This window comes from Mycobacterium sp. NGS19 (assembly GCF_059813155.1).
On record NZ_JCALEB010000003.1, the window covers coordinates 77,942 to 95,695 of the forward strand.

Sequence of the window (17,754 nt, forward strand, 5' to 3'; positions counted from 1 at the left end):
TCGACCACTGTAGACGAACATCTGTTCGACTCAAGATGACACGCCGAGCCACTCACCATTGGTCGCGAGGCACGTCGAAGTCGGCGCACAGCGCCCGCCAGACGTCACGCGGATCGACACCGTCCTCGATCGCCTGCGCCGCTGTGCGTCCTCCCAGACTGGTCAGCACATGGTCGACAAGCACCGACGCCCCATACGCGGCACCGAACTGTTTAGTGACCAGTTCGTGGAATTCCGTCAGCCGCATCGCAGCCCAAATTACGCCACCGCGTCGCGGCACACCCGTACCGGATCTGCCACGTCGGCGACGCTCGCGGCCGCCTGCCGCGCGGCCGCACCGTAACCGGGTGACGCCAGCACCTCCCCGACCGACGATGCCAGCGCCTCGGCGGTCAGCGGCCGAACCAGCCGCGCACTTCCTTGTCGCACAACGCGATTCGCGATCTCCCACTGGTCTCCGCCCCCGGGCACCACCACCAGCGGCACGCCGGCCAGCAGGGTCTTGCTCACCATCCCGTGCCCGCCGCCGCACACGACGACGTCGGCACGCGACAGCAGCCGGTCCTGACGCCCCAACCCGACGACCGCCCACGGCGGCGCCGGCAGATCCTCACCGGCGAGCCGCGACACCACCACCCGCGCCCCGTCCGGCAGCGTCGTGCCCGGAATCAAGCAGTCCAGCGCTACCTGCGCCAAGCCCAGCGCACCGGTCTGCGCCGTCGACGGCGCCACCACGACGACGGGCCCGTCGCCGGGCGGCAGCGACAACTCGGCGTCGGTGGGCTCGAAGTGCAGCGGCCCCACCACCACGGCCTCGGCCGGCCAGTCCGGCCGAGGCACCTCCAACGCCGGCAGGGTCGCGATCAGCCGCCGCAGCGGATCGACACCCTTCGCCGGCAGGCCCACGGCCACCCGCGCCGCCGCGCGTTGCCGCTGCCCCTCCCGCAGCGAGCGCGCCGTCAGGCGGCGCATCACGGCGTCTCGCACGCGGCCGCGGATTCCGACACCGGGCGCGAGCCCACTTCCGATGGGCGGCAAGCCTTTTGACGGCATATATAACGGATGGGGAGACAACTCGATCCACGGCACGCCGACCATCTCGGCGGCCAGCGCTCCGCAGGCGGTGATCACGTCGGACACGATCACGTCGAGCTCCAGGGCCGCCAGCGCAGGCGCATTGAGCACCGCCATCCGCGCCGCCCGCTGGTGGATCTTCGCGCCGGCGTCACGGTCGTCGTCGAGCTCGGTGGGGTCTAGGCCCAAAAGCTCGATCGCGTCGACACCCGCGGCGCGCGCGGTGTCCAGCCACTGCACGCCGGTCAGCAACGTCGGCTGATCACCGGCGGCCAGGAACTTCAGGCACAACGCGATGGCCGGGAACGAGTGCCCCGGATCAGGCCCGGCGACCACGGCCACACGCACCGGCCTACCCTGCCACACGCAATGCTCCTAGGCTGGCGGGCATGACCGATCAGCTGCCCGCCCGTCCAGTGACCACCGACCCGGCGGCCGTCGTCGAGCGCTTTCTCTACGCCCTGCGCGACAAGGATTTCGACGCCGCCGACGCCGCGCTCGCCGAGGACGTCGTCTACGAGAACGTCGGCTACTCGAGGGTTCGCGGCCGCCGGCGCACGATGAAACTCATGCGGGGGCTGAGCCGGCCCAGCGCGGGTTTCGACGTCAAGTTCCACCGGATTGCCACCGAAGGCTCGTCGGTGCTCACCGAACGCACTGACGTGCTGGCGTTCGGCCCGTTCCAGGCGCAGTTCTGGGTGTGCGGCGTGTTCGAGGTCCGCGACGGCCGAATCACGTTGTGGCGCGACTACTTCGACGCGGTGGACTTCCTCAAGGCGGTGGTGCGCGGGCTGCTCGCTATCGCGATCCCGCCGCTGCGGCGGTCGCTGTAGCTAGCCGATCAGCCGTCGAGGGCCGTTGAGTTCGTCGAACGCCTGCGCCCAGCCGAGCAGACGGTCGGTGGCGCCGACGAGCTCGTTGCGGTACTGCTGACGCGACATCGGCGAGCTCGACGTGGACACCAGCTGCGCGGCGGCGTTGACCATGTCGTGGTACTGGCGCACGCCGTGGTCGAGCTGCTGGGCGAAAGCGTGGATCGTCGGGCTCAGCGACACGCGTGACGACGGGGTGGCGCGCATGGTCTTCTCCATCGAGACGATGTCGCGGGCTGTGGCCGCCATCGTTGCGGCTGCCTCGTCGGCGGTTCGGGTCACTTCCTGAATTTCATTGGGCGGCAACAGCTCTGCGCGCTCGATGACCCCGAGCAACGAGAACATCCCGCGTTCTGCCGCGGCGAGCGCGGCCATGGGCTCCCGCGCCGCCGACCCGAACGGAGGCAGCCGGCGCACCACGCCCGGGCGGGGTGCGGGCAGTGGTTCCTTATGCAGCCAGCGCCACCGCAAGCCCAGCAGCGTCGCCAGCCAGGCCGATCCCACCGCGAACGCGCCGGGGATGGGCAGCGCCCACGCCGGCGTGCTCCACGACGCCAGTAACGCCGTCACCATCGCCCAGAACAAGAACGTGCCGGTAAACAACAGCGTCAGCCGCGCCGCCCAGCGGCGCTTGCGCAGTAGCCGCGCCCGCGGATCGGCGGCACGCTTGATCGTGTGCGCCAGCAGGTCGGCGTACTCACTGACGGTGTCGACACCCCGCTGCCACAGCGAGCGGTAGGCGCTTCGAGGTTTCACCGCCATCGACACGGGCCTTACTGCTGGCTGAGGGGGTTCTGCTGCGCCGGCTCAGTAGCCGGGGTGGCCGGCGTGGGCGACGCTGTCGTGCCGCCGGCGGGCAGAGCCTCCCCACGCATCGACGCCCGGATCTGCTCGAGCCGCGAATGCCCGGCCATCTGCACGCTGGCCTGCTGTACCTCGAGCATCCGGCCCTGCACCGAGTTCTGCGCCAGCTCGGCGGCACCCAGCGCGTTGGCGTAGCGGCGTTCGATCTTCTCGCGGACCTCGTCGAGGCTGGGCGTGTTGCCCGGTGCGGCCAGCTCGCTCATCGACCGCAGCGACGCGCTGACCTGCTCCTGCATCTTGGCCTGCTCCAGCTGCGAGAGCAGCTTGGTGCGCTCAGCGATCTTCTGCTGCAGCACCATCGCGTTCTGCTCGACCGCCTTCTTGGCCTGCGCGGCAGCGTTGAGCGCCTGGTCATGCAGGGCTTTGAGGTCCTCGACGCTCTGCTCGGCCGTGACCAGCTGTGCCGCGAACGCCTCGGCAGCGTTGTTGTACTCGGCGGCCTTGGCTGCATCCCCTGCCGCAGTGGCCTGGTCGGCCAAGGTCAGCGCCTGGCGCACGTTGACCTGCAGCTTCTCCACGTCGGCGAGCTGACGGTTGAGCCGCATCTCCAGCTGACGCTGGTTGCCGATCACCTGGGCGGCCTGCTGGGTGAGCGCCTGGTGCTGGCGCTGTGCCTCCTCGATGGCCTGCTGGATCTGGACCTTCGGGTCGGCGTATTCGTCGACCTTGGACGAGAACAGCGCCATCATGTACTTCCACGCCTTGACGAACGGGTTGGCCATGAGTCGGTTCCACCTTCGTTTCTGGAGTTGGTGTCGTGCTGTCGGGCCTAGACAACGGGCGTGTGGCCAATTTATCCGTTTCCCGCCGTCAACCGCAGGGGGTCACGCGAGCGCCATCTGCTCTTCGGGCACGCCCTCGTCGGCCGCCAGGGAGACGACCGGCGGGATGACCACCTTGGTTGCCTCGTCGATCTTGGCCGCCGTGGTGACAACGTCGGCCACCTCGGCGCGCTCCTGACGCTGCAATTGGCGGCCGGCATCCGTGAGCACCTCGGACAGCGGGATGTCCAGCGCCCCGCAGATCGCAGTCAGTAGTTCGCTCGACGCTTCTTTGCGTCCCCGCTCCACCTCCGACAGATAGCCCAGGCTCACTCTCGCCGAGTCGGAAACCTCACGCAGGGTCCGCCCCTGCGACATGCGGGCGCGGCGAAGCACGTCGCCGATCACCTCGCGCAGCAACGCTGCCATGGTGCACTCCTTCAGTGGCGGATCTCTACGGACGACCTCTCCATTGGCAACGTCAGCCGCCCGCCGGATGGTTCCCGGCGGCCCGGTCCTCAGCCCGGCGTGCGCCCTTGACCGCCTGCGTGACGTAGTCGATTCCGGTGACCACCGTGAGCAGGATCGCGCCGGCCATGATCACCACCGCGGCGGTGTGCCACATCCCGGCCAGCGGCAGGATGAACAGCCCGATCGCGACCGTCTGCACCAGCGTCTTGAGCTTGCCGCCGCGGCTTGCCGGGATCACGCCGCGGTGCAGCACGGCGAACCGCAGCACGGTCACCCCGATCTCGCGGACGAGGATGACCACCGTCACCCACCAGGGCAATTCGTGCAGCAGGGAGAGCCCGACGAGCGCCGCGCCCAACAGCGCCTTGTCGGCTATCGGATCGGCCAGCTTGCCGAACTCGGTGATCATCCCGTAGCTGCGGGCCAACGCGCCGTCGAACCGGTCGGTGATCATGGCCACCGCGAAAATCACGAATGCCGCGATCCGCCAACGGCTTTCATCGCCACCGTCGGCGAGCAGCGCGAACAGGAACACCGGCACGAGCACAAGCCGGACAGCGGTCAGCACGTTGGCGATATTGACCAGCCGCGCCGTCGGTGACGTGGTCGCCGCCGCCGGGTCACGTGAGGTGGGCGCTGGCACCGCATCAGAATATCCGTTGCACGCAGCCGATATGTTCGGTGTGTGAGCGACGCGCGTCCCGACGGCCTGGTGATTCGGCGGGCGAGAACATCCGACGTGCCGGCCATCAAGGACCTGGTCGACATCTACGCCGGCAGGATTCTGCTGGAGAAGAACCTCGTCACACTGTACGAGGCAGTCCAGGAATTCTGGGTCGCCGAACTCGACGGCGAAGTGATCGGCTGCGGGGCTTTGCATGTGATGTGGTCGGACCTCGGCGAGGTACGCACGGTCGCCGTGCACCCGAAGGTCAAGGGCCGGGGCATCGGCCACGCGATCGTCGACCAGTTGCTCCGCGTCGCGCGCGAACTGGAGCTGCAGCGCGTGTTCGTGCTCACCTTCGAGACCGAATTCTTCAGCAAGCACGGCTTCGTCGAGATCGAAGGCACCCCCGTCACCGCGGAGGTCTACGAGGAGATGTGCCGCTCCTACGACACCGGTGTGGCGGAGTTTCTCGACCTGTCCTACGTCAAGCCCAACATTCTCGGAAACTCGCGAATGCTATTGATGCTCTAGGCGATCTCGGGGCGCTAACCGGCGCTCAGCGCCGGGAAACGCACCGAAATCGCTACTCGCCGTCGTCGGCGGCGTCGACGCCGCGGATCGACGCCAGCGTCGCGGCGAGTTCGTCGGGCTTGACCAGCACTTCGCGGGCCTTGGACCCCTCACTGGGGCCGACGATGCCGCGGGTCTCCATCAAATCCATGAGCCGTCCGGCCTTGGCGAACCCCACCCGCAGCTTGCGCTGCAGCATCGACGTCGATCCGAACTGCGACGACACCACCAGTTCCACGGCCTGCAGGAAGACGTCCATGTCGTCACCGATGTCGGGGTCGACCTCTTTGCGCTCGCCGCTGGTCTTGGTGGCAGTGACGCCCTCGGTGTACTGCGGCTCGGCCTGGGCTTTGCACGCGGCGACGACAGCGTGGATCTCTTCGTCGGTGATGTAGGCGCCCTGCAGCCGGATCGGCTTGTTGGCGCCCATCGGCAGAAACAGCCCGTCGCCCATCCCGATCAATTTCTCGGCGCCCTGCTGGTCGAGGATCACCCGGCTGTCGGTCAGCGACGACGTCGCGAATGCCAACCGGGACGGCACGTTGGTCTTGATCAGTCCGGTCACCACGTCGACGGACGGGCGCTGCGTGGCCAGCACAAGATGGATGCCGGCGGCGCGGGCCTTCTGCGTGATCCGCACCACTGCGTCTTCGACGTCGCGCGGCGCCGTCATCATCAGGTCGGCGAGCTCGTCGACGATTGCCACCACATAGGGGTACGGCTGGTACTCGCGCTTGCTGCCCAGCGGCGTGGTGATCTGGCCCGCCTTGAGCTTGGCGTTGAAGTCGTCGATGTGACGCACCCGCGAGGCCTGCATGTCCTGGTAGCGCTGCTCCATCTCCTCGACCAGCCATGCCAGCGCGGCCGCCGCTTTCTTCGGCTGCGTGACGATCGGGGTGATCAGGTGCGGAATGCCTTCGTACGGCGTCAGTTCCACCATCTTGGGGTCGATCAGGATCATCCTGACCTCCTCCGGTGTGGCACGGGCCAGCAGCGACACCAGCATCGAGTTGATGAAGCTCGACTTGCCCGAACCGGTGGAACCGGCCACCAGCAGATGCGGCATCTTGGCGAGGTTCCACGAAACGTATTCGCCCTCAATGTCTTTCCCGAGTCCGATCACCAGCGGATGGTGGTCGCGACGGGTGGACGGATCGGTGAGCACATCGGCCAGCCGCACCATCTCGCGGTCGACGTTGGGCACCTCGATGCCGACGGCGGATTTGCCGGGGATCGGCGCGAGCATCCGGACGCTCTCGGTGGCGACGGCGTAGGCGATGTTCTTCTGCAGCTGCGTGATCTTCTCGACCTTCACGCCGGGCCCGAGCTCTACCTCGTAGCGGGTGACGGTCGGGCCGCGAGTGCAGCCCGTGACGGCGGCGTCGACCTTGAACTGCTGCAGGACCGACGAGATCGCCTCGACCATGTGGTCGTTGCTTGCGCTGCGCCGCTTCGGCGGATCGCCGGGGATCAGCAGGTCCAGCGACGGCAGGACATAGGGACCTTCGACGACCCGGTCGAGCACGGCGAAATCCGCGGCGGCGGGCTTCTTCGCGCGGCGGCGCGGTTTGGTCTCGGCGGGCGGCCCCGCCGCGACGGGAGGTTCGGGGATGGTCGGCGCGTCCTCGTCGAGCGGGTAGGCGTCGGCGTTCGGGTATCCGCCGTAAGCCGGTTTCGACGCCTGCGCCTCGTCGTAGTCGTCGTATTCGGACGAGTCGTCGTCCTTGTCGTCGTAGTCGTTGTCGTCGTTGTCGTACTCGTGCCGGGCGGGCAGGCCTCGGACGGCGAACATCGCGCGCAGCGTCGCCGGCACCTCGCGGACGGTGGTGCCTGAGAGTAGCAGCACGCCGAACAGCACCCCGATGAACAGCAGCGGCGCGGCGATCCACGCAGTCACGCCGTCCGCCAGCGGTCCGCCGATCGCGAACCCGACGAAACCGGCGGCGTGCTGGCGACCGGCAGGTGTCGACGGCGAACCGGACCACAAGTGCCAGAGTCCGAGAGCGGGCAGCGCGATCATGGTCGAGCCGAGCACCAGCCGGGGCCGCGCCTCCGGTTCGGGTTCGGTGCGGGTCAACGTCACCGCGACGGCGAGCGCGATGATCGGCAGGAGCACCACGGCCGAGCCGATCAGCGTGCGCAGCGCCGTATCCACCCACAGGCCGACAGGTCGGGCTGCGTCGAACCAGCTGCTGGCGGCGATCAGCACCGCAACGGCGATCAGTGCCAGCGCGATGCCGTCGCGGCGATGACCCGGCTCGATGTCGTGAGCCCGGCCCACCGACCGTGCCGCTGTGCCGGTAGCCCGGGCGACCAGCAGCCAGGTAGCCCGTGCGCCGCGGCCGACCGCAAACGCTCCGGCGGCGACGGATCCATGGCCGGCCGGCTTGCGCCGATTGACCGGTTTCTTACGTGGTGCCGGCCGCGAGCCGCTCCGCGAACTGGCCTTTGACCTGGTCGTTCGACTCCCCGAGCGGGCTGCGGTCTTGCTGGGCATGCCGGCAAGCCTAGTCCCATGAGCCTCAATCGCACCATTCGCCACACTAGTTACAAAAGCGTCTCGTTATGCCGACTTGGCGGTCACGATGTCGTCGGCAAGCGGCGCTATCACCGCGATGATCTGGGTGACCGTCTCCCCCGGCACACCGGCTGCCTCCAGGCTTGCGGTCAGGTGGCCGGCGACCCGATCGAAGTGCCGCATCGTGATGCCGCGGCCTTGGTGTACCTGGCGCATCGACGCCCCGGTGTACGGCTCGGGTCCTCCGAGCGCGGCTGCGAAGAATTCGACTTGCCGGCCTTTGAGGCGCGACATGTTGACGCCGCGGAAGAAGCCGGCGAGTTCGGGATCGTCGAGCACACGGCCGTAGAAGTCGTCGACCACGGCGTCCAGGGCCACGGCTCCGCCGATTTGTGCGTAGATGGTGGACATGCCGACCAGCGAACGGCACCGACGTTGCGGAGTCATTGTCGCGGAGTGGCACGGTCGCTACGAAGTGCTCACGGTTACGGTGAAGCGGATCTCATCCGCATTGAACCGAGGAGTCACATGGCCGTTGTCGTCGTCGCCACCATGACCGCCAAGCCCGAGTCCGTCGACACTGTGCGCGACGCCTGTAAGCGGGCGATCGAAGCGGTGCACCAGGAGCCCGGCTGTGAGCTGTACGCGCTGCACGAGAGCAATGGCACGTTCGTGTTCGTCGAGCAGTGGGCCGACGAGGAGGCGCTCAAGACGCACAGCACCGCACCCGCGATCGCGACCTTGTTCGGTGAGGTCGGCGAGCACCTGGACGGCGCGCCCGACATCAAGATGCTGCAACCCGTGCCTGCGGGCGATCCGGCCAAGGGCACGCTGCGGGGCTAGCAGATGGGTTCGCTAGACGGAAAGGTCGCGTTTGTCACCGGCGCGGGCCGCGGGCAGGGTCGCGCCCACGCAGTGAAGCTGGCCTGCGAAGGCGCCGACGTCATCGCCGTCGATCTGTGCGACCAGATCGCCTCGGTCCCTTACCCTTTGGCCACTGCCGACGACCTGGCTGCGACGGTGAAGCTGGTGGAGGAGACCGGGGCACGCATTGTCGCCACAGAGGCCGACGTGCGTGACGCGGCCGGGTTGGCCAGCGCGTTGCAGGCGGGGGTCGACGAGCTCGGCGGGCTGGACATCGTCGTTGCCAATGCCGGGATCGCCCCGATGCAAGCCGGTGAGGACGGCTGGCGCGACGTGATCGACGTCAACCTCACCGGCGCGTTCCACACCGTGGAGGCCGCGAAGCCCATCATGGTCGAGCAGGGCCGCGGCGGGTCGATCGTACTGATCAGCTCGGTGATGGGACTGGTCGGCGGTGGCAGCGAGGATCCCGGGTCCATCGGCTACGCGGCCGCCAAGCACGGGATGGTCGGGCTGATGCGGGTGTACGCCAATCACCTTGCGCCGCATAAGATCCGGGTGAATTCCATACACCCGGCCGGTGTCGACACCCCGATGATCAACAACGAGTTCATCCGCGGATGGCTCGAGGAGGTGGTCGGCACGGCCGACGTCGACATGGGCAATGCGTTGCCTGTCGACGTGCTGGCGCCAGAGGACATCGCCAACGCGGTGGCGTTTCTGGTGTCCGACGCTGCCCGCTACATCACCGGCGTGACACTGCCCGTCGACGCCGGATACGTCAACAAACGCTGACGCCGTCGAAACCCCGGGCGTCAGACCTCGATGACTGTCGGCACGATCATCGGCTGACGACGGTATGTCTCGCCCACCCATTTGCCGACGGTGCGCCGCACCGCCTGGGCGATCCGCGTGGGCTCGGTAACCCGTTCCTGCGCAAGCAGTTCCAGCTCTGCTTCGACCTTGCGCATGGCCGGCTCCAGCGCCTTGGGGTCTTCCGAGAAACCCCGCGACATCAGATGCACGGGCGCGGCCGGCCGACCAGTCCCCCGACGCACCACCACCGTCACCGCCACGAAGCCCGACGACAGGATCAACCGCTCGCCCAGCGTCGCATCGCCGACGTCGCCCAGCACCAGCCCGTCGACGAACATCTTGCCGACGTGGACCGCTCCGGAGATGCGCGCCCTGCCTGCGACCAAGTCGACGCTGACACCGTTCTCCGCCAGAAGAATCGACTCTTCGGGCACACCGGTCTTGGCAGCCAGCGCGGCGTTGGCCCGCAGATGCCGCCAGGTGCCGTGCACGGGCATCACGTTGCGCGGCCGGACCCCGTTGTACAGGAACAGCAGCTCCCCGGCGTGAGCGTGACCCGAAACATGCACTCGCACTTGATTATTGGTGACCACGCGAGCGCCGATCTTCGACAATGCGTCGATGACGCCGTACACCGCCTCTTCGTTGCCGGGAATCAGCGACGACGACAGCACGATGAGATCGCCCGCGGTCAGCGTGATGCTGCGGTGCTCGCCGCGGCTCATCCGCGACAGCGCCGACATCGGCTCGCCCTGCGTGCCGGTGGTGATCAGCACCACCCGCTCTGGCGGCATCTCCTCCGCGGCGCCGATATCCACCACGTCGTCGTCGGCGACCTGCAGGAACCCCAGTTCTCGTGCGATGCCCATGTTGCGCACCATCGACCGGCCGACGAATGACACCTTGCGGCCCAACGACACCGACGCGTCGATGATCTGTTGCACCCGAGCCACATTGGATGCGAAGCATGCGACGATCACCCGACCGTCGGCCGAGCGGATCAGCCGGTGCAGCGCGGGTCCGATCTCGCTTTCCGACGGGCCGACACCCGGCATTTCGGCGTTGGTGGAGTCGACGAGCAGCAGATCCACGCCGCTGTCGCCGAGCCGCGACATGCCGGGCAGGTCGGTCGGGCGACCATCCAACGGCAACTGGTCGAACTTGATGTCGCCGGTATGCAGAACGGTGCCGGCGCCGGTGTCGATCGCAATGGCCAGCGCGTCGGGAATCGAATGGTTGACCGCGAAATAGCGGCACTCGAACACGCCGTAGCGCTGCTTTTGCCCTTCGGAGACCTCGATCAACGTCGGCTTGAGGCGGTGTTCGCGGCACTTCTCGGCGACCAGAGCCAGCGTGAACTTCGAACCGACGACGGGGATGTCGCCGCGCAGTTTCAACAGGTACGGGATGGCCCCAATGTGGTCTTCGTGCGCGTGGGTGAGCAGCAGCGCCTCCACGTCGTCGAGCCGGTTTTCGATGTGGCGCAGGTCGGGCAGGATCAAGTCGACCGCAGGTTCGTCGTGACCGGGAAACAGCACCCCGCAGTCGACGATCAACAACCGGCCGAGATGCTCGAAAACGGTCATGTTGCGGCCGATTTCGCCGATCCCGCCCAGTGCCGTCACGCGAAGCGCGCCGGGCGCCAACGGCCCCGGCGGCGTGAGCTCGGCCATCAGCGCAGGACCGCAGCGGCGCGCATGTCGGCGGCCAGTGCGTCGACTTCTGCTGGGGTGGCGGCGACTTGGGGCAACCGCGGATCACCGACGTCGATGCCCTGCAGACGCAGGCCGGCCTTGACCATGGTGACACCGCCGAGCCGCTTCATCGCGTCGCACAGTGGGCTCAGCGACACGTTGATCTTGCGGGCGGTCGCGACGTCTCCGGATTCGAACGCGGACAACAGCTCTCGCAGCTGGCCGGCGGCCAGGTGGGAGATCACGCTGATGAAGCCGATGGCGCCCATGGCCAGCCACGGCAGGTTCAGCGGGTCGTCACCGGAGTAGTACGCGAGCTTGGTCGACGCGATGATCTCGGCGGCCCCGTGCAGATCGCCTTTGGCGTCCTTGACAGCGACGATGTTGGGATGGTCGGCCAGTGCGCGGATGGTGTCGAAGTCGATGGGTATCACCGACCGCGGCGGGATGTCGTAGAGCACCACCGGCACGTTCACCGCGTCGGCAACGGCGGTGAAGTGAGCGACCAGTCCGGACTGCGGCGGCCTCGAGTAGTAGGGGGTGACGACGAGAAGGCCGTGCGCCCCTTCGGCTTCGCATGCCTTGGCCAGCTTGATGCTGTGCGCCGTGTCGTAGGTGCCGGCACCGGCGGTCACCTTGGCGCGGTCGCCGACGGCTTCCAGGACCGCGCGCAGCAGCGCGATCTTCTCGTCATCGGAGGTAGTGGGGGCCTCGCCGGTGGTGCCCGACACCACCAGCCCGTCGCATCCCGACTCGACGAGGTGGGTGGCCAGCCGCGCAGCGGCGGACAGGTCCAGCGAGCCGTCTGGCGCAAACGGCGTCACCATCGCGGTCAGCACGGTGCCCAGTCGCGCGCCGACGTCGATTCCGCTGGTGCTCACAGGCACTTAGGCTACCCGTCAAGCCTCGGTTGCCAGAGGAGACGTCGCGACCTCCGTCCCGTCGGCAAGCGTGGTGATCGCGAAGTCGGCGAACACCGCGGGCGCGACATCGGCGAGCTGGCGCAGGCAGGCGATTGCCAGCCGGCGGATCTCGACGTCGGCGTGTTCACTGGCCCGCGTCGCGACGAAGTGCCGCCACGCCCGGTAGTTGCCCGTGACCACGATGCGGGTTTCGGTGGCGTTGGGCAGCACCGCCCGCGCCGCCTGGCGGGCCTGCTTGCGTCGCAGGACCGCGTTCGGCTGGTCGGCGAACTTGGCTTCGAGCCTGTCCAGGAGCGTGGTGTATGCGTGACGGCTGGCGTCGGCCGCGTCGAGGAACAGCTGCTGTAACTCCGGATCGTCCTCGATGCCCGGTGGCAGCACCACCTGGGATTCGCGCTCGTGGACGAAGCGCTGCGACAGCTGCGAGTAGGAGAAGTGCCGGTGGCGGATCAGCTCGTGGGTGCAAGAGCGGGAGATCCCGGTGATGTAGAACGACACCGACGCATGCTCGAGCACCGAGAAGTGCCCGACGTCGATGATGTGCCGCAGGTATGCGGCGTTGGTCGCTGTCCGCGGGTTCGGCTTCGACCAGCTCTGGTAGCAGGCGCGGCCGGCGAACTCGAGCAGCGCCTGCCCGCCGTCCGCGTCCGTGCTCCACGGGACGTCGGGCGGCGCGACGAACTCGGTCTTCGCGATCAGCTGCACCTTCAGCGGCGCGGTCTGGGCCACGGTGGGCAAGCCTAACCGGCGATTTCGGTGCGCAAACAGGCGCTCAGCGCCGTTTTGCGCACCGAAGTCGCAACTCGTCGACCAAGTTGCCACGCTCGCCGACGGCCACTTCGCTCAGCCCGAGCCACGTCGCCATGTTGTGCAATTGCTCGGCCAACGCGGTGGCGACGCGTGACGGCGACTCCCCCGGCTCGACGAAAGCGCCGACGACGTGCAGCGCGTCGTCGGCGCGCTTGAGGTCGACGCGGCCGACCAGTCGGCCGTCGAGCAAGAACGGCCACACGTAATAGCCGAATCGACGCTGGGCCGCGGGCGTGTAGATCTCGATGCGGTAGTGGAAACCGAACACCCGCTGAACACGGGGCCGGAAGAAGATCAGCGGGTCGAACGGGCACAGCAGCGCCGTGCCGCGGTCGCGGCGCGGCACCATCTGCCCGGTACGCAGATACGCAGGCGCGGTCCAGTCCTCGACGTCGACGCGTTGCAACTCACCGGCTGCCAACAGCGCGGCGATCGCGGGCTTGACCTGACGGGCCGACAGCCGGAAGTAGTCGCGGATGTCAGCCTCAGTACCCACACCCAGTGCCGTCGCCGCCCGCAGCGTCAGCTGCCGGATGGCCTCGTCGTCGTCGAGGCGGCGCGCCAGCACCTCCGGCGGCAGCACCCGCTCGGTCAGGTCGTAGTGACGTGCGAAACCGACGCGCGTGGCCGTCGTCAGTACTCCCGACGCGAACAAGGCCTCAGCCACCCATTTGGTGTCGCTGCGGTTCCACCATGCCCCTTTGGCGCGCCGCGGCTCGGACTCGAGATACTCCTCGATCTGGCCGGCCGTGGACGGGCCCAGTTCGGCGACCGCAGCGATGATGTCCTCGGCGAGTTGTGGGTTGGCCTTGACGATGTGCTTGCCCCACCGGCCGTACCGGTACTCGCGCATCCGCCAGCGCATCAGCGGCCAGTCGTCGACCGACATCAGCGCGGCTTCGTGCGCCCAGTACTCGACGAGCAACCGCGGCGAGCGCGCGCTGTGACTCCACGCCGCCCTGTCCAGCAGTGCGCGGTCATAGGGTCCCAGCCGGCTGAACACCGGCGCGTAATGAGCGCGGACGACTACCGATACCGAATCAAGCTGGAGCACTTGGATTCTCGCTATCAAGCGACGCAGATGCGCACGGGTGACGCGTGCGGGCACCGGCTCGGCGAATCCTTGGGCGGCAACCGCGATCCGACGAGCCTGATCGCGGGTGAGGACCGTCATCGCCGACGGTAGGTGCTGAACCGGTAGCGCAGGCCACTGCGGCTCGACTGCCACTCCGAGTCCTCGGCAACCCAGCTCTCGTCGAGAACCGGAGCCACCGCGTCGTCGTCCTGCCGCGGGATGTCCAGATCGATCTCCGTGACCTCGCACACCGACGCGTGGGGCAGCGCCAGCGGATAGATCTCCCCTCCCCCGATCACCCACACCTGTTGATCTGTGAGCGCATCGTGCAGTGACGTCACCACGTCAGCTCCGTCGGCGCCGTAGTCGGATTGTCGGGTGACGACGACGTTGCGGCGCCCCGGCAGCGGACGAACCTTGGGCGGCAACGACTCCCAGGTGCGCCGGCCCATCACGACGGTGTGGCCCATCGTGAGTTCTTTGAAGCGGGCCATGTCTTCGGGCAGGCGCCACGGGATACCGCCGGCGCGACCGATCACCCCCGAAGTCGTTTGGGCCCAGATCAGCCCAACGTGCGTCATACCGCCACGGGCGCCTTGATCGCCGGATGCGGGTTGTAGTTGACGATCGCGATGTCGTCGTAGGTGTAGTCGAACAGCGAATCCCGGTGCGCGAGAACAAGTTGCGGGTACGGGCGAGGCTCGCGGCTCAGCTGCTCGGCGACCTGCTCGACGTGGTTGTCGTAGATGTGGCAGTCGCCGCCGGTCCAGACGAACTCGCCTACGCGCAGCCCGGCCTGAGCGGCCATCATGTGGGTGAGCAACGCATAGCTGGCGATGTTGAACGGCACGCCGAGGAACAGGTCGGCACTGCGCTGGTACAGCTGACAACTGAGCCGGCCGTCGGCGACGTAGAACTGGAACAGCGCATGGCACGGGGCCAGCGCCATCTTGGGGATGTCGGCCACATTCCACGCCGATACGATGATCCGTCGGGAAGTCGGGTCGGTGTGCAGCAACTCGAGCGCGGCGCTGATCTGGTCGATGTGCTCACCCGACGGTGTAGGCCAAGACCGCCACTGCACGCCGTACACCGGCCCCAAATCCCCTGTCTCCGAAGCCCATTCGTCCCAGATCGTGACGCCGTGCTCGCGCAGCCAGCCGACGTTGGAGTCGCCGCGCAGAAACCACAGCAGCTCGTAGATGACCGACTTGACGTGGACCTTCTTGGTGGTGATCAGCGGGAATCCGGCGGACAGGTCGTAGCGCAGCTGATGACCGAACAGGCTTCTTGTGCCAGTGCCGGTGCGGTCCGATTTCGGCGTTCCCCGCTCCATCACCAGGCGCAGCAGATCCTCGTAAGGCGTGGCGATCGGCACGTCGGTCAGCTTACTTGTCGGGACGGCAGGTAGAACGGAACCATGCCGAGCGTCGCAACCACCGTCAGCACCCCGGACGGGTCCTGCCCCGTCACCCTGCACACGCCTCACGGCAGCGGCCCGTGGCCGGCCGTCGTCATGTACCCGGATGCCGGCGGCGTGCGCGACACGTTCCACGAGATGGCCGACACGCTGGCCGGGTTCGGTTACGCGGTGCTGCTGCCCGACGTCTACTACCGCCACCCCGGCTGGCGGCCGTTCGACATGAAGACCGCGTTCAGCGACGCGGCTGAGCGTAAGCGGCTGTTCGGGATGATCGGCAGCATCAGCCAAGACATGATGGCCTCCGATGCGGCCGCCTACTTCGACTTTCTCGAGCAGCGGCCCGAGGTGCGCGGGGACCGGTTCGGCGTGTGCGGCTATTGCATGGGCGGGCGGATCTCGGTGATCGTCGCGGGCCGGGTGCCTCATCGGGTGGCGGCGGCCGGGTCGATTCACGGCGGTGGACTGGTCACCGACGGCGAAGACAGTCCGCATCTGCTTGCCGATCGGATGACCGCGACCGTGTACGTGGCCGCAGCCGAGAACGACGGGTCGTTCACTGCAGAGCAGGCGGAGATCCTGGACAAGGCACTCGAGGCCGCCGGGGTGCCGCACACGATCGAGACCTACCCTGCCGCACACGGATTCGCGGTGCCGGACAACGTACCGTACAACCCGCAAGCCGCCGAGCGGCATTGGCTTGCGCTGCAGCGCTTGTTCGAGGCGGCGCTGCCGGGCTAGCGCTTCGGACGGCGCAGCAGCGCCGCCAGGCTGCGGCGAATGCCACGGAACGCGTAGAACGCGGAAACGATGCAGATGGCGATCAGCACCACCAGCATGGGCAGCCAGTTGTTGCCGTGCTTGTCCTTGGTCCACCAGATGATGGTGAACAAGACCGCGGAGATGAACAGGATGATGTCGCGCCAGTTGCCCTGGTAGCCGGCAGCGGCCACTCTGAGTCGGCGGGTGCGTTCGTTGGCCTCGACGAGATCGTCGATGCGCTGGTCGATCGTGCGCTGCAGGGCTGCACGGCGAGCCGCTTGCTCCGGCGGCAGGGCTTGCAACAACTCCATGTCTTGTTTGATCGTGCCCCGGAAGTCAGGACCCTTCAGCTGGCCGGCCGCCAAACCCAGCATGGCTCCCCCGGCCAGGGGCGCGGCGCCGATGGCGAGTTCGGCAAGACCGGGCATGTGGCAGTCCTCTCGTCACTCCATCAACAGTGCGGCCAGCGTGCCACCGAGTTCATAGCCCTGTTCGCGCATTGCCGAAGTCACTGCGCCGGTGACTTCAAGCGTCCCGGCAGCTTTGGTCAGTTCCAGTCCGGTGGCGAGCTTCTCGACGGCCGCCGCCGCGCCGACAGTGTCGAGCCTCGGCGAAACGTGGTTCTTAGCCGACCCTAGAGTTGCTGCGGCATGGCATGCGAGTATGGGTTAACGCCCCACCAACTGCTCGTACCTCTGCCGCAGACGGTCCAGCTCCGGCGAATGCACGGTTGCGACGGCATAGAGCTCGTCAAGCTTAGAGAGGTTCTTCTCGGCGCACGAACGGCTCTTAGCCTTCTCGATTTGGCTTTGTATTTTGTCCGCGTTCGCAGCCACGGCAACTGTGCCTACGTCGAGTTTCTGGGAATCGTCGTGAACAAGGTTCAAACGAACGGCCAACACCGTTGGATAATTGTTTCCGCTTTGCCGCTGCGGGCCTACCGTTACCTGCATCCGGTCAATCGAATCAGGCTTGACGACGAACTGCATAGTGGTGGATGCGTTCTCATGCTTGAGATCACCGAATTCAAAATCGCCTTGCAGGGGAAACTGCAGTGCATAGTTACCGGTTATCACGGCCGGTCCAGCTCCGCTCTCGGTGCAGTCATACAGCATAGCGGAGTAAAGCAATTCTGCCTCCACCTTTGTTACGACAGCCTGCTTATCGCCATTGTTCTTGAGGGTAATGTCGACAGGAGTTACGCTAAAAGACATCGGCCGATCTGGATAATTGCTCCCAGTGATAGAGGTACCCTCCGTACCATCTATCTCCTCGGGAGTCCCGACCGCAAGTGCGGCAACCTCAAGGGCCGGGGCGTCCGTTTCAGATGGAACCACGAGTTGTACGACAAATAATACAATTCCGATGATGCCGACCGCCGCGCCAAAAGCTGTCCATGCCGGATGCTTGGCTAAGGCCGTTAAGGCGCGTGTGAAGAAGTTGCGGTGTGGACCTAATGGGCTACCCGGCGGCTTAAAGCCGTCACCACCCGTAGGTCGAGTAGGCGCGGACCAGTGTTCAGAACTAGCTCCCATCTCAGGGTGATGCGGTTCCGAGCCAAAGGGTCGATTCATTTCTAATATACTCCTTTTT

21 protein-coding genes and 1 pseudogene are annotated in these 17,754 nt (G+C 67.0%); 5 read left to right on the forward strand and 17 right to left on the reverse strand.

Features of this window, described 5'->3' with window-relative positions; translation table 11 throughout:
• Nucleotides 1–52 precede the first annotated feature (52 nt).
• Nucleotides 53–247 (reverse strand): DUF3046 domain-containing protein, encoded by a 195-nt coding sequence (locus AC5Y4N_RS10095; RefSeq protein ID WP_499910425.1) that lies wholly within the window; start codon nucleotides 245–247, stop codon nucleotides 53–55.
• Nucleotides 248–258: 11 nt separating this feature from the next.
• Complete coding sequence (locus AC5Y4N_RS10100; protein ID WP_499910423.1) at nucleotides 259–1,422, reverse strand: glycosyltransferase; 1,164 nt, start codon at nucleotides 1,420–1,422, stop codon at nucleotides 259–261.
• 32 nt (nucleotides 1,423–1,454) lie between these two features.
• Between AC5Y4N_RS10100 and AC5Y4N_RS10105 the strand changes: the two genes are divergently transcribed.
• Nucleotides 1,455–1,907, forward strand: coding sequence for a limonene-1,2-epoxide hydrolase family protein (locus AC5Y4N_RS10105; RefSeq protein WP_499910630.1), 453 nt, complete (start codon nucleotides 1,455–1,457; stop codon nucleotides 1,905–1,907).
• Here AC5Y4N_RS10105 and pspM read toward each other — a convergent pair whose 3' ends face one another.
• The 4 genes from pspM to pgsA form a co-directional block, all read right to left on the reverse strand.
• Complete coding sequence (pspM, locus tag AC5Y4N_RS10110; RefSeq protein WP_499910421.1) at nucleotides 1,908–2,708, reverse strand: phage shock envelope stress response protein PspM; 801 nt, start codon at nucleotides 2,706–2,708, stop codon at nucleotides 1,908–1,910. It abuts the gene before it with no gap.
• A gap of 11 nt (nucleotides 2,709–2,719) precedes the next feature.
• Nucleotides 2,720–3,532 carry a phage shock protein PspA gene (gene pspA, locus AC5Y4N_RS10115; RefSeq protein WP_499910419.1) on the reverse strand — a complete coding sequence of 271 codons (813 nt, stop codon included), beginning with the start codon at nucleotides 3,530–3,532 and terminating at the stop codon, nucleotides 2,720–2,722.
• A 102-nt stretch (nucleotides 3,533–3,634) separates the two neighbouring features.
• Nucleotides 3,635–4,000, reverse strand: a complete 366-nt coding sequence (gene clgR / locus AC5Y4N_RS10120) for a transcriptional regulator ClgR (RefSeq protein WP_499910417.1) — start codon at nucleotides 3,998–4,000, stop codon at nucleotides 3,635–3,637.
• Between the two features lie 52 nt (nucleotides 4,001–4,052).
• A complete protein-coding gene (gene pgsA, locus AC5Y4N_RS10125; RefSeq protein ID WP_499910414.1) occupies nucleotides 4,053–4,685 on the reverse strand; it encodes a CDP-diacylglycerol--glycerol-3-phosphate 3-phosphatidyltransferase in 633 nt (210 codons plus the stop codon).
• 42 nt (nucleotides 4,686–4,727) lie between these two features.
• Between pgsA and AC5Y4N_RS10130 the strand changes: the two genes are divergently transcribed.
• The gene (locus AC5Y4N_RS10130; RefSeq protein WP_499910412.1) at nucleotides 4,728–5,240 is read left to right on the forward strand and encodes an amino-acid N-acetyltransferase; all 513 of its coding nucleotides are present in this window, start codon (nucleotides 4,728–4,730) and stop codon (nucleotides 5,238–5,240) included.
• Nucleotides 5,241–5,292: 52 nt separating this feature from the next.
• Here the strand turns inward: AC5Y4N_RS10130 and AC5Y4N_RS10135 are convergent, their stop codons facing one another.
• Both AC5Y4N_RS10135 and AC5Y4N_RS10140 read right to left on the reverse strand, forming a co-directional pair.
• Nucleotides 5,293–7,776: an FtsK/SpoIIIE family DNA translocase gene (locus tag AC5Y4N_RS10135; RefSeq protein WP_499910407.1), complete on the reverse strand. Its 2,484-nt coding sequence runs from the start codon at nucleotides 7,774–7,776 to the stop codon at nucleotides 5,293–5,295.
• Between the two features lie 66 nt (nucleotides 7,777–7,842).
• Nucleotides 7,843–8,208, reverse strand: a complete 366-nt coding sequence (locus tag AC5Y4N_RS10140) for a group I truncated hemoglobin (protein WP_499910405.1) — start codon at nucleotides 8,206–8,208, stop codon at nucleotides 7,843–7,845.
• Nucleotides 8,209–8,325: 117 nt separating this feature from the next.
• On the opposite strand from AC5Y4N_RS10140, the gene AC5Y4N_RS10145 reads away from it, so the two are divergent.
• Both AC5Y4N_RS10145 and AC5Y4N_RS10150 read left to right on the forward strand, forming a co-directional pair.
• A complete protein-coding gene (locus tag AC5Y4N_RS10145) occupies nucleotides 8,326–8,640 on the forward strand; it encodes a putative quinol monooxygenase (RefSeq protein WP_499910403.1) in 315 nt (104 codons plus the stop codon).
• Between the two features lie 3 nt (nucleotides 8,641–8,643).
• Nucleotides 8,644–9,456 (forward strand): mycofactocin-coupled SDR family oxidoreductase, encoded by an 813-nt coding sequence (locus AC5Y4N_RS10150; protein ID WP_499910401.1) that lies wholly within the window; start codon nucleotides 8,644–8,646, stop codon nucleotides 9,454–9,456.
• A 20-nt stretch (nucleotides 9,457–9,476) separates the two neighbouring features.
• Here AC5Y4N_RS10150 and AC5Y4N_RS10155 read toward each other — a convergent pair whose 3' ends face one another.
• Genes AC5Y4N_RS10155 through AC5Y4N_RS10180 form a run of 6 tightly spaced genes read right to left on the reverse strand, consistent with a single transcriptional unit; the run spans nucleotide 9,477 to nucleotide 15,357 of the window.
• Nucleotides 9,477–11,150 (reverse strand): ribonuclease J, encoded by a 1,674-nt coding sequence (locus AC5Y4N_RS10155; protein WP_499910399.1) that lies wholly within the window; start codon nucleotides 11,148–11,150, stop codon nucleotides 9,477–9,479.
• Complete coding sequence (gene dapA, locus AC5Y4N_RS10160; RefSeq protein ID WP_499910397.1) at nucleotides 11,150–12,052, reverse strand: 4-hydroxy-tetrahydrodipicolinate synthase; 903 nt, start codon at nucleotides 12,050–12,052, stop codon at nucleotides 11,150–11,152. Before dapA ends, AC5Y4N_RS10155 begins: the two co-directional genes overlap by 1 nt.
• Before the next feature lie 18 nt (nucleotides 12,053–12,070).
• Nucleotides 12,071–12,823, reverse strand: coding sequence for an FAD-dependent thymidylate synthase (gene thyX / locus AC5Y4N_RS10165; protein WP_499910395.1), 753 nt, complete (start codon nucleotides 12,821–12,823; stop codon nucleotides 12,071–12,073).
• A 43-nt stretch (nucleotides 12,824–12,866) separates the two neighbouring features.
• Nucleotides 12,867–14,078 carry a winged helix-turn-helix domain-containing protein gene (locus AC5Y4N_RS10170; protein ID WP_499910627.1) on the reverse strand — a complete coding sequence of 404 codons (1,212 nt, stop codon included), beginning with the start codon at nucleotides 14,076–14,078 and terminating at the stop codon, nucleotides 12,867–12,869.
• Entirely contained in the window at nucleotides 14,075–14,560 is a 486-nt protein-coding gene (locus tag AC5Y4N_RS10175; RefSeq protein ID WP_499910393.1) for a dihydrofolate reductase, read from the reverse strand. Before AC5Y4N_RS10175 ends, AC5Y4N_RS10170 begins: the two co-directional genes overlap by 4 nt.
• On the reverse strand, nucleotides 14,557–15,357 hold the full coding sequence (locus AC5Y4N_RS10180) for a thymidylate synthase (protein ID WP_499910391.1): 801 nt from the start codon (nucleotides 15,355–15,357) through the stop codon (nucleotides 14,557–14,559). Before AC5Y4N_RS10180 ends, AC5Y4N_RS10175 begins: the two co-directional genes overlap by 4 nt.
• Before the next feature lie 42 nt (nucleotides 15,358–15,399).
• Here AC5Y4N_RS10180 and AC5Y4N_RS10185 point away from each other — a divergent pair, with 42 nt between their 5' ends.
• A complete protein-coding gene (locus AC5Y4N_RS10185; protein WP_499910389.1) occupies nucleotides 15,400–16,140 on the forward strand; it encodes a dienelactone hydrolase family protein in 741 nt (246 codons plus the stop codon).
• On the opposite strand, the gene AC5Y4N_RS10190 is transcribed toward AC5Y4N_RS10185, so the two are convergent.
• From AC5Y4N_RS10190 to AC5Y4N_RS10200, 3 genes and pseudogenes are all read right to left on the reverse strand, one after another.
• Nucleotides 16,137–16,589 carry a hypothetical protein gene (locus AC5Y4N_RS10190; protein WP_499910386.1) on the reverse strand — a complete coding sequence of 151 codons (453 nt, stop codon included), beginning with the start codon at nucleotides 16,587–16,589 and terminating at the stop codon, nucleotides 16,137–16,139. The two genes, AC5Y4N_RS10185 and AC5Y4N_RS10190, sit on opposite strands and share 4 nt — an antisense overlap.
• 15 nt (nucleotides 16,590–16,604) lie before the next feature.
• Nucleotides 16,605–16,763 (reverse strand): annotated as a pseudogene (locus AC5Y4N_RS10195) (flavodoxin); the annotation flags it as partial.
• Nucleotides 16,764–16,829: 66 nt separating this feature from the next.
• Nucleotides 16,830–17,735, reverse strand: coding sequence for a hypothetical protein (locus AC5Y4N_RS10200; protein ID WP_499910384.1), 906 nt, complete (start codon nucleotides 17,733–17,735; stop codon nucleotides 16,830–16,832).
• Between the last annotated feature and the right edge of the window lie 19 nt (nucleotides 17,736–17,754).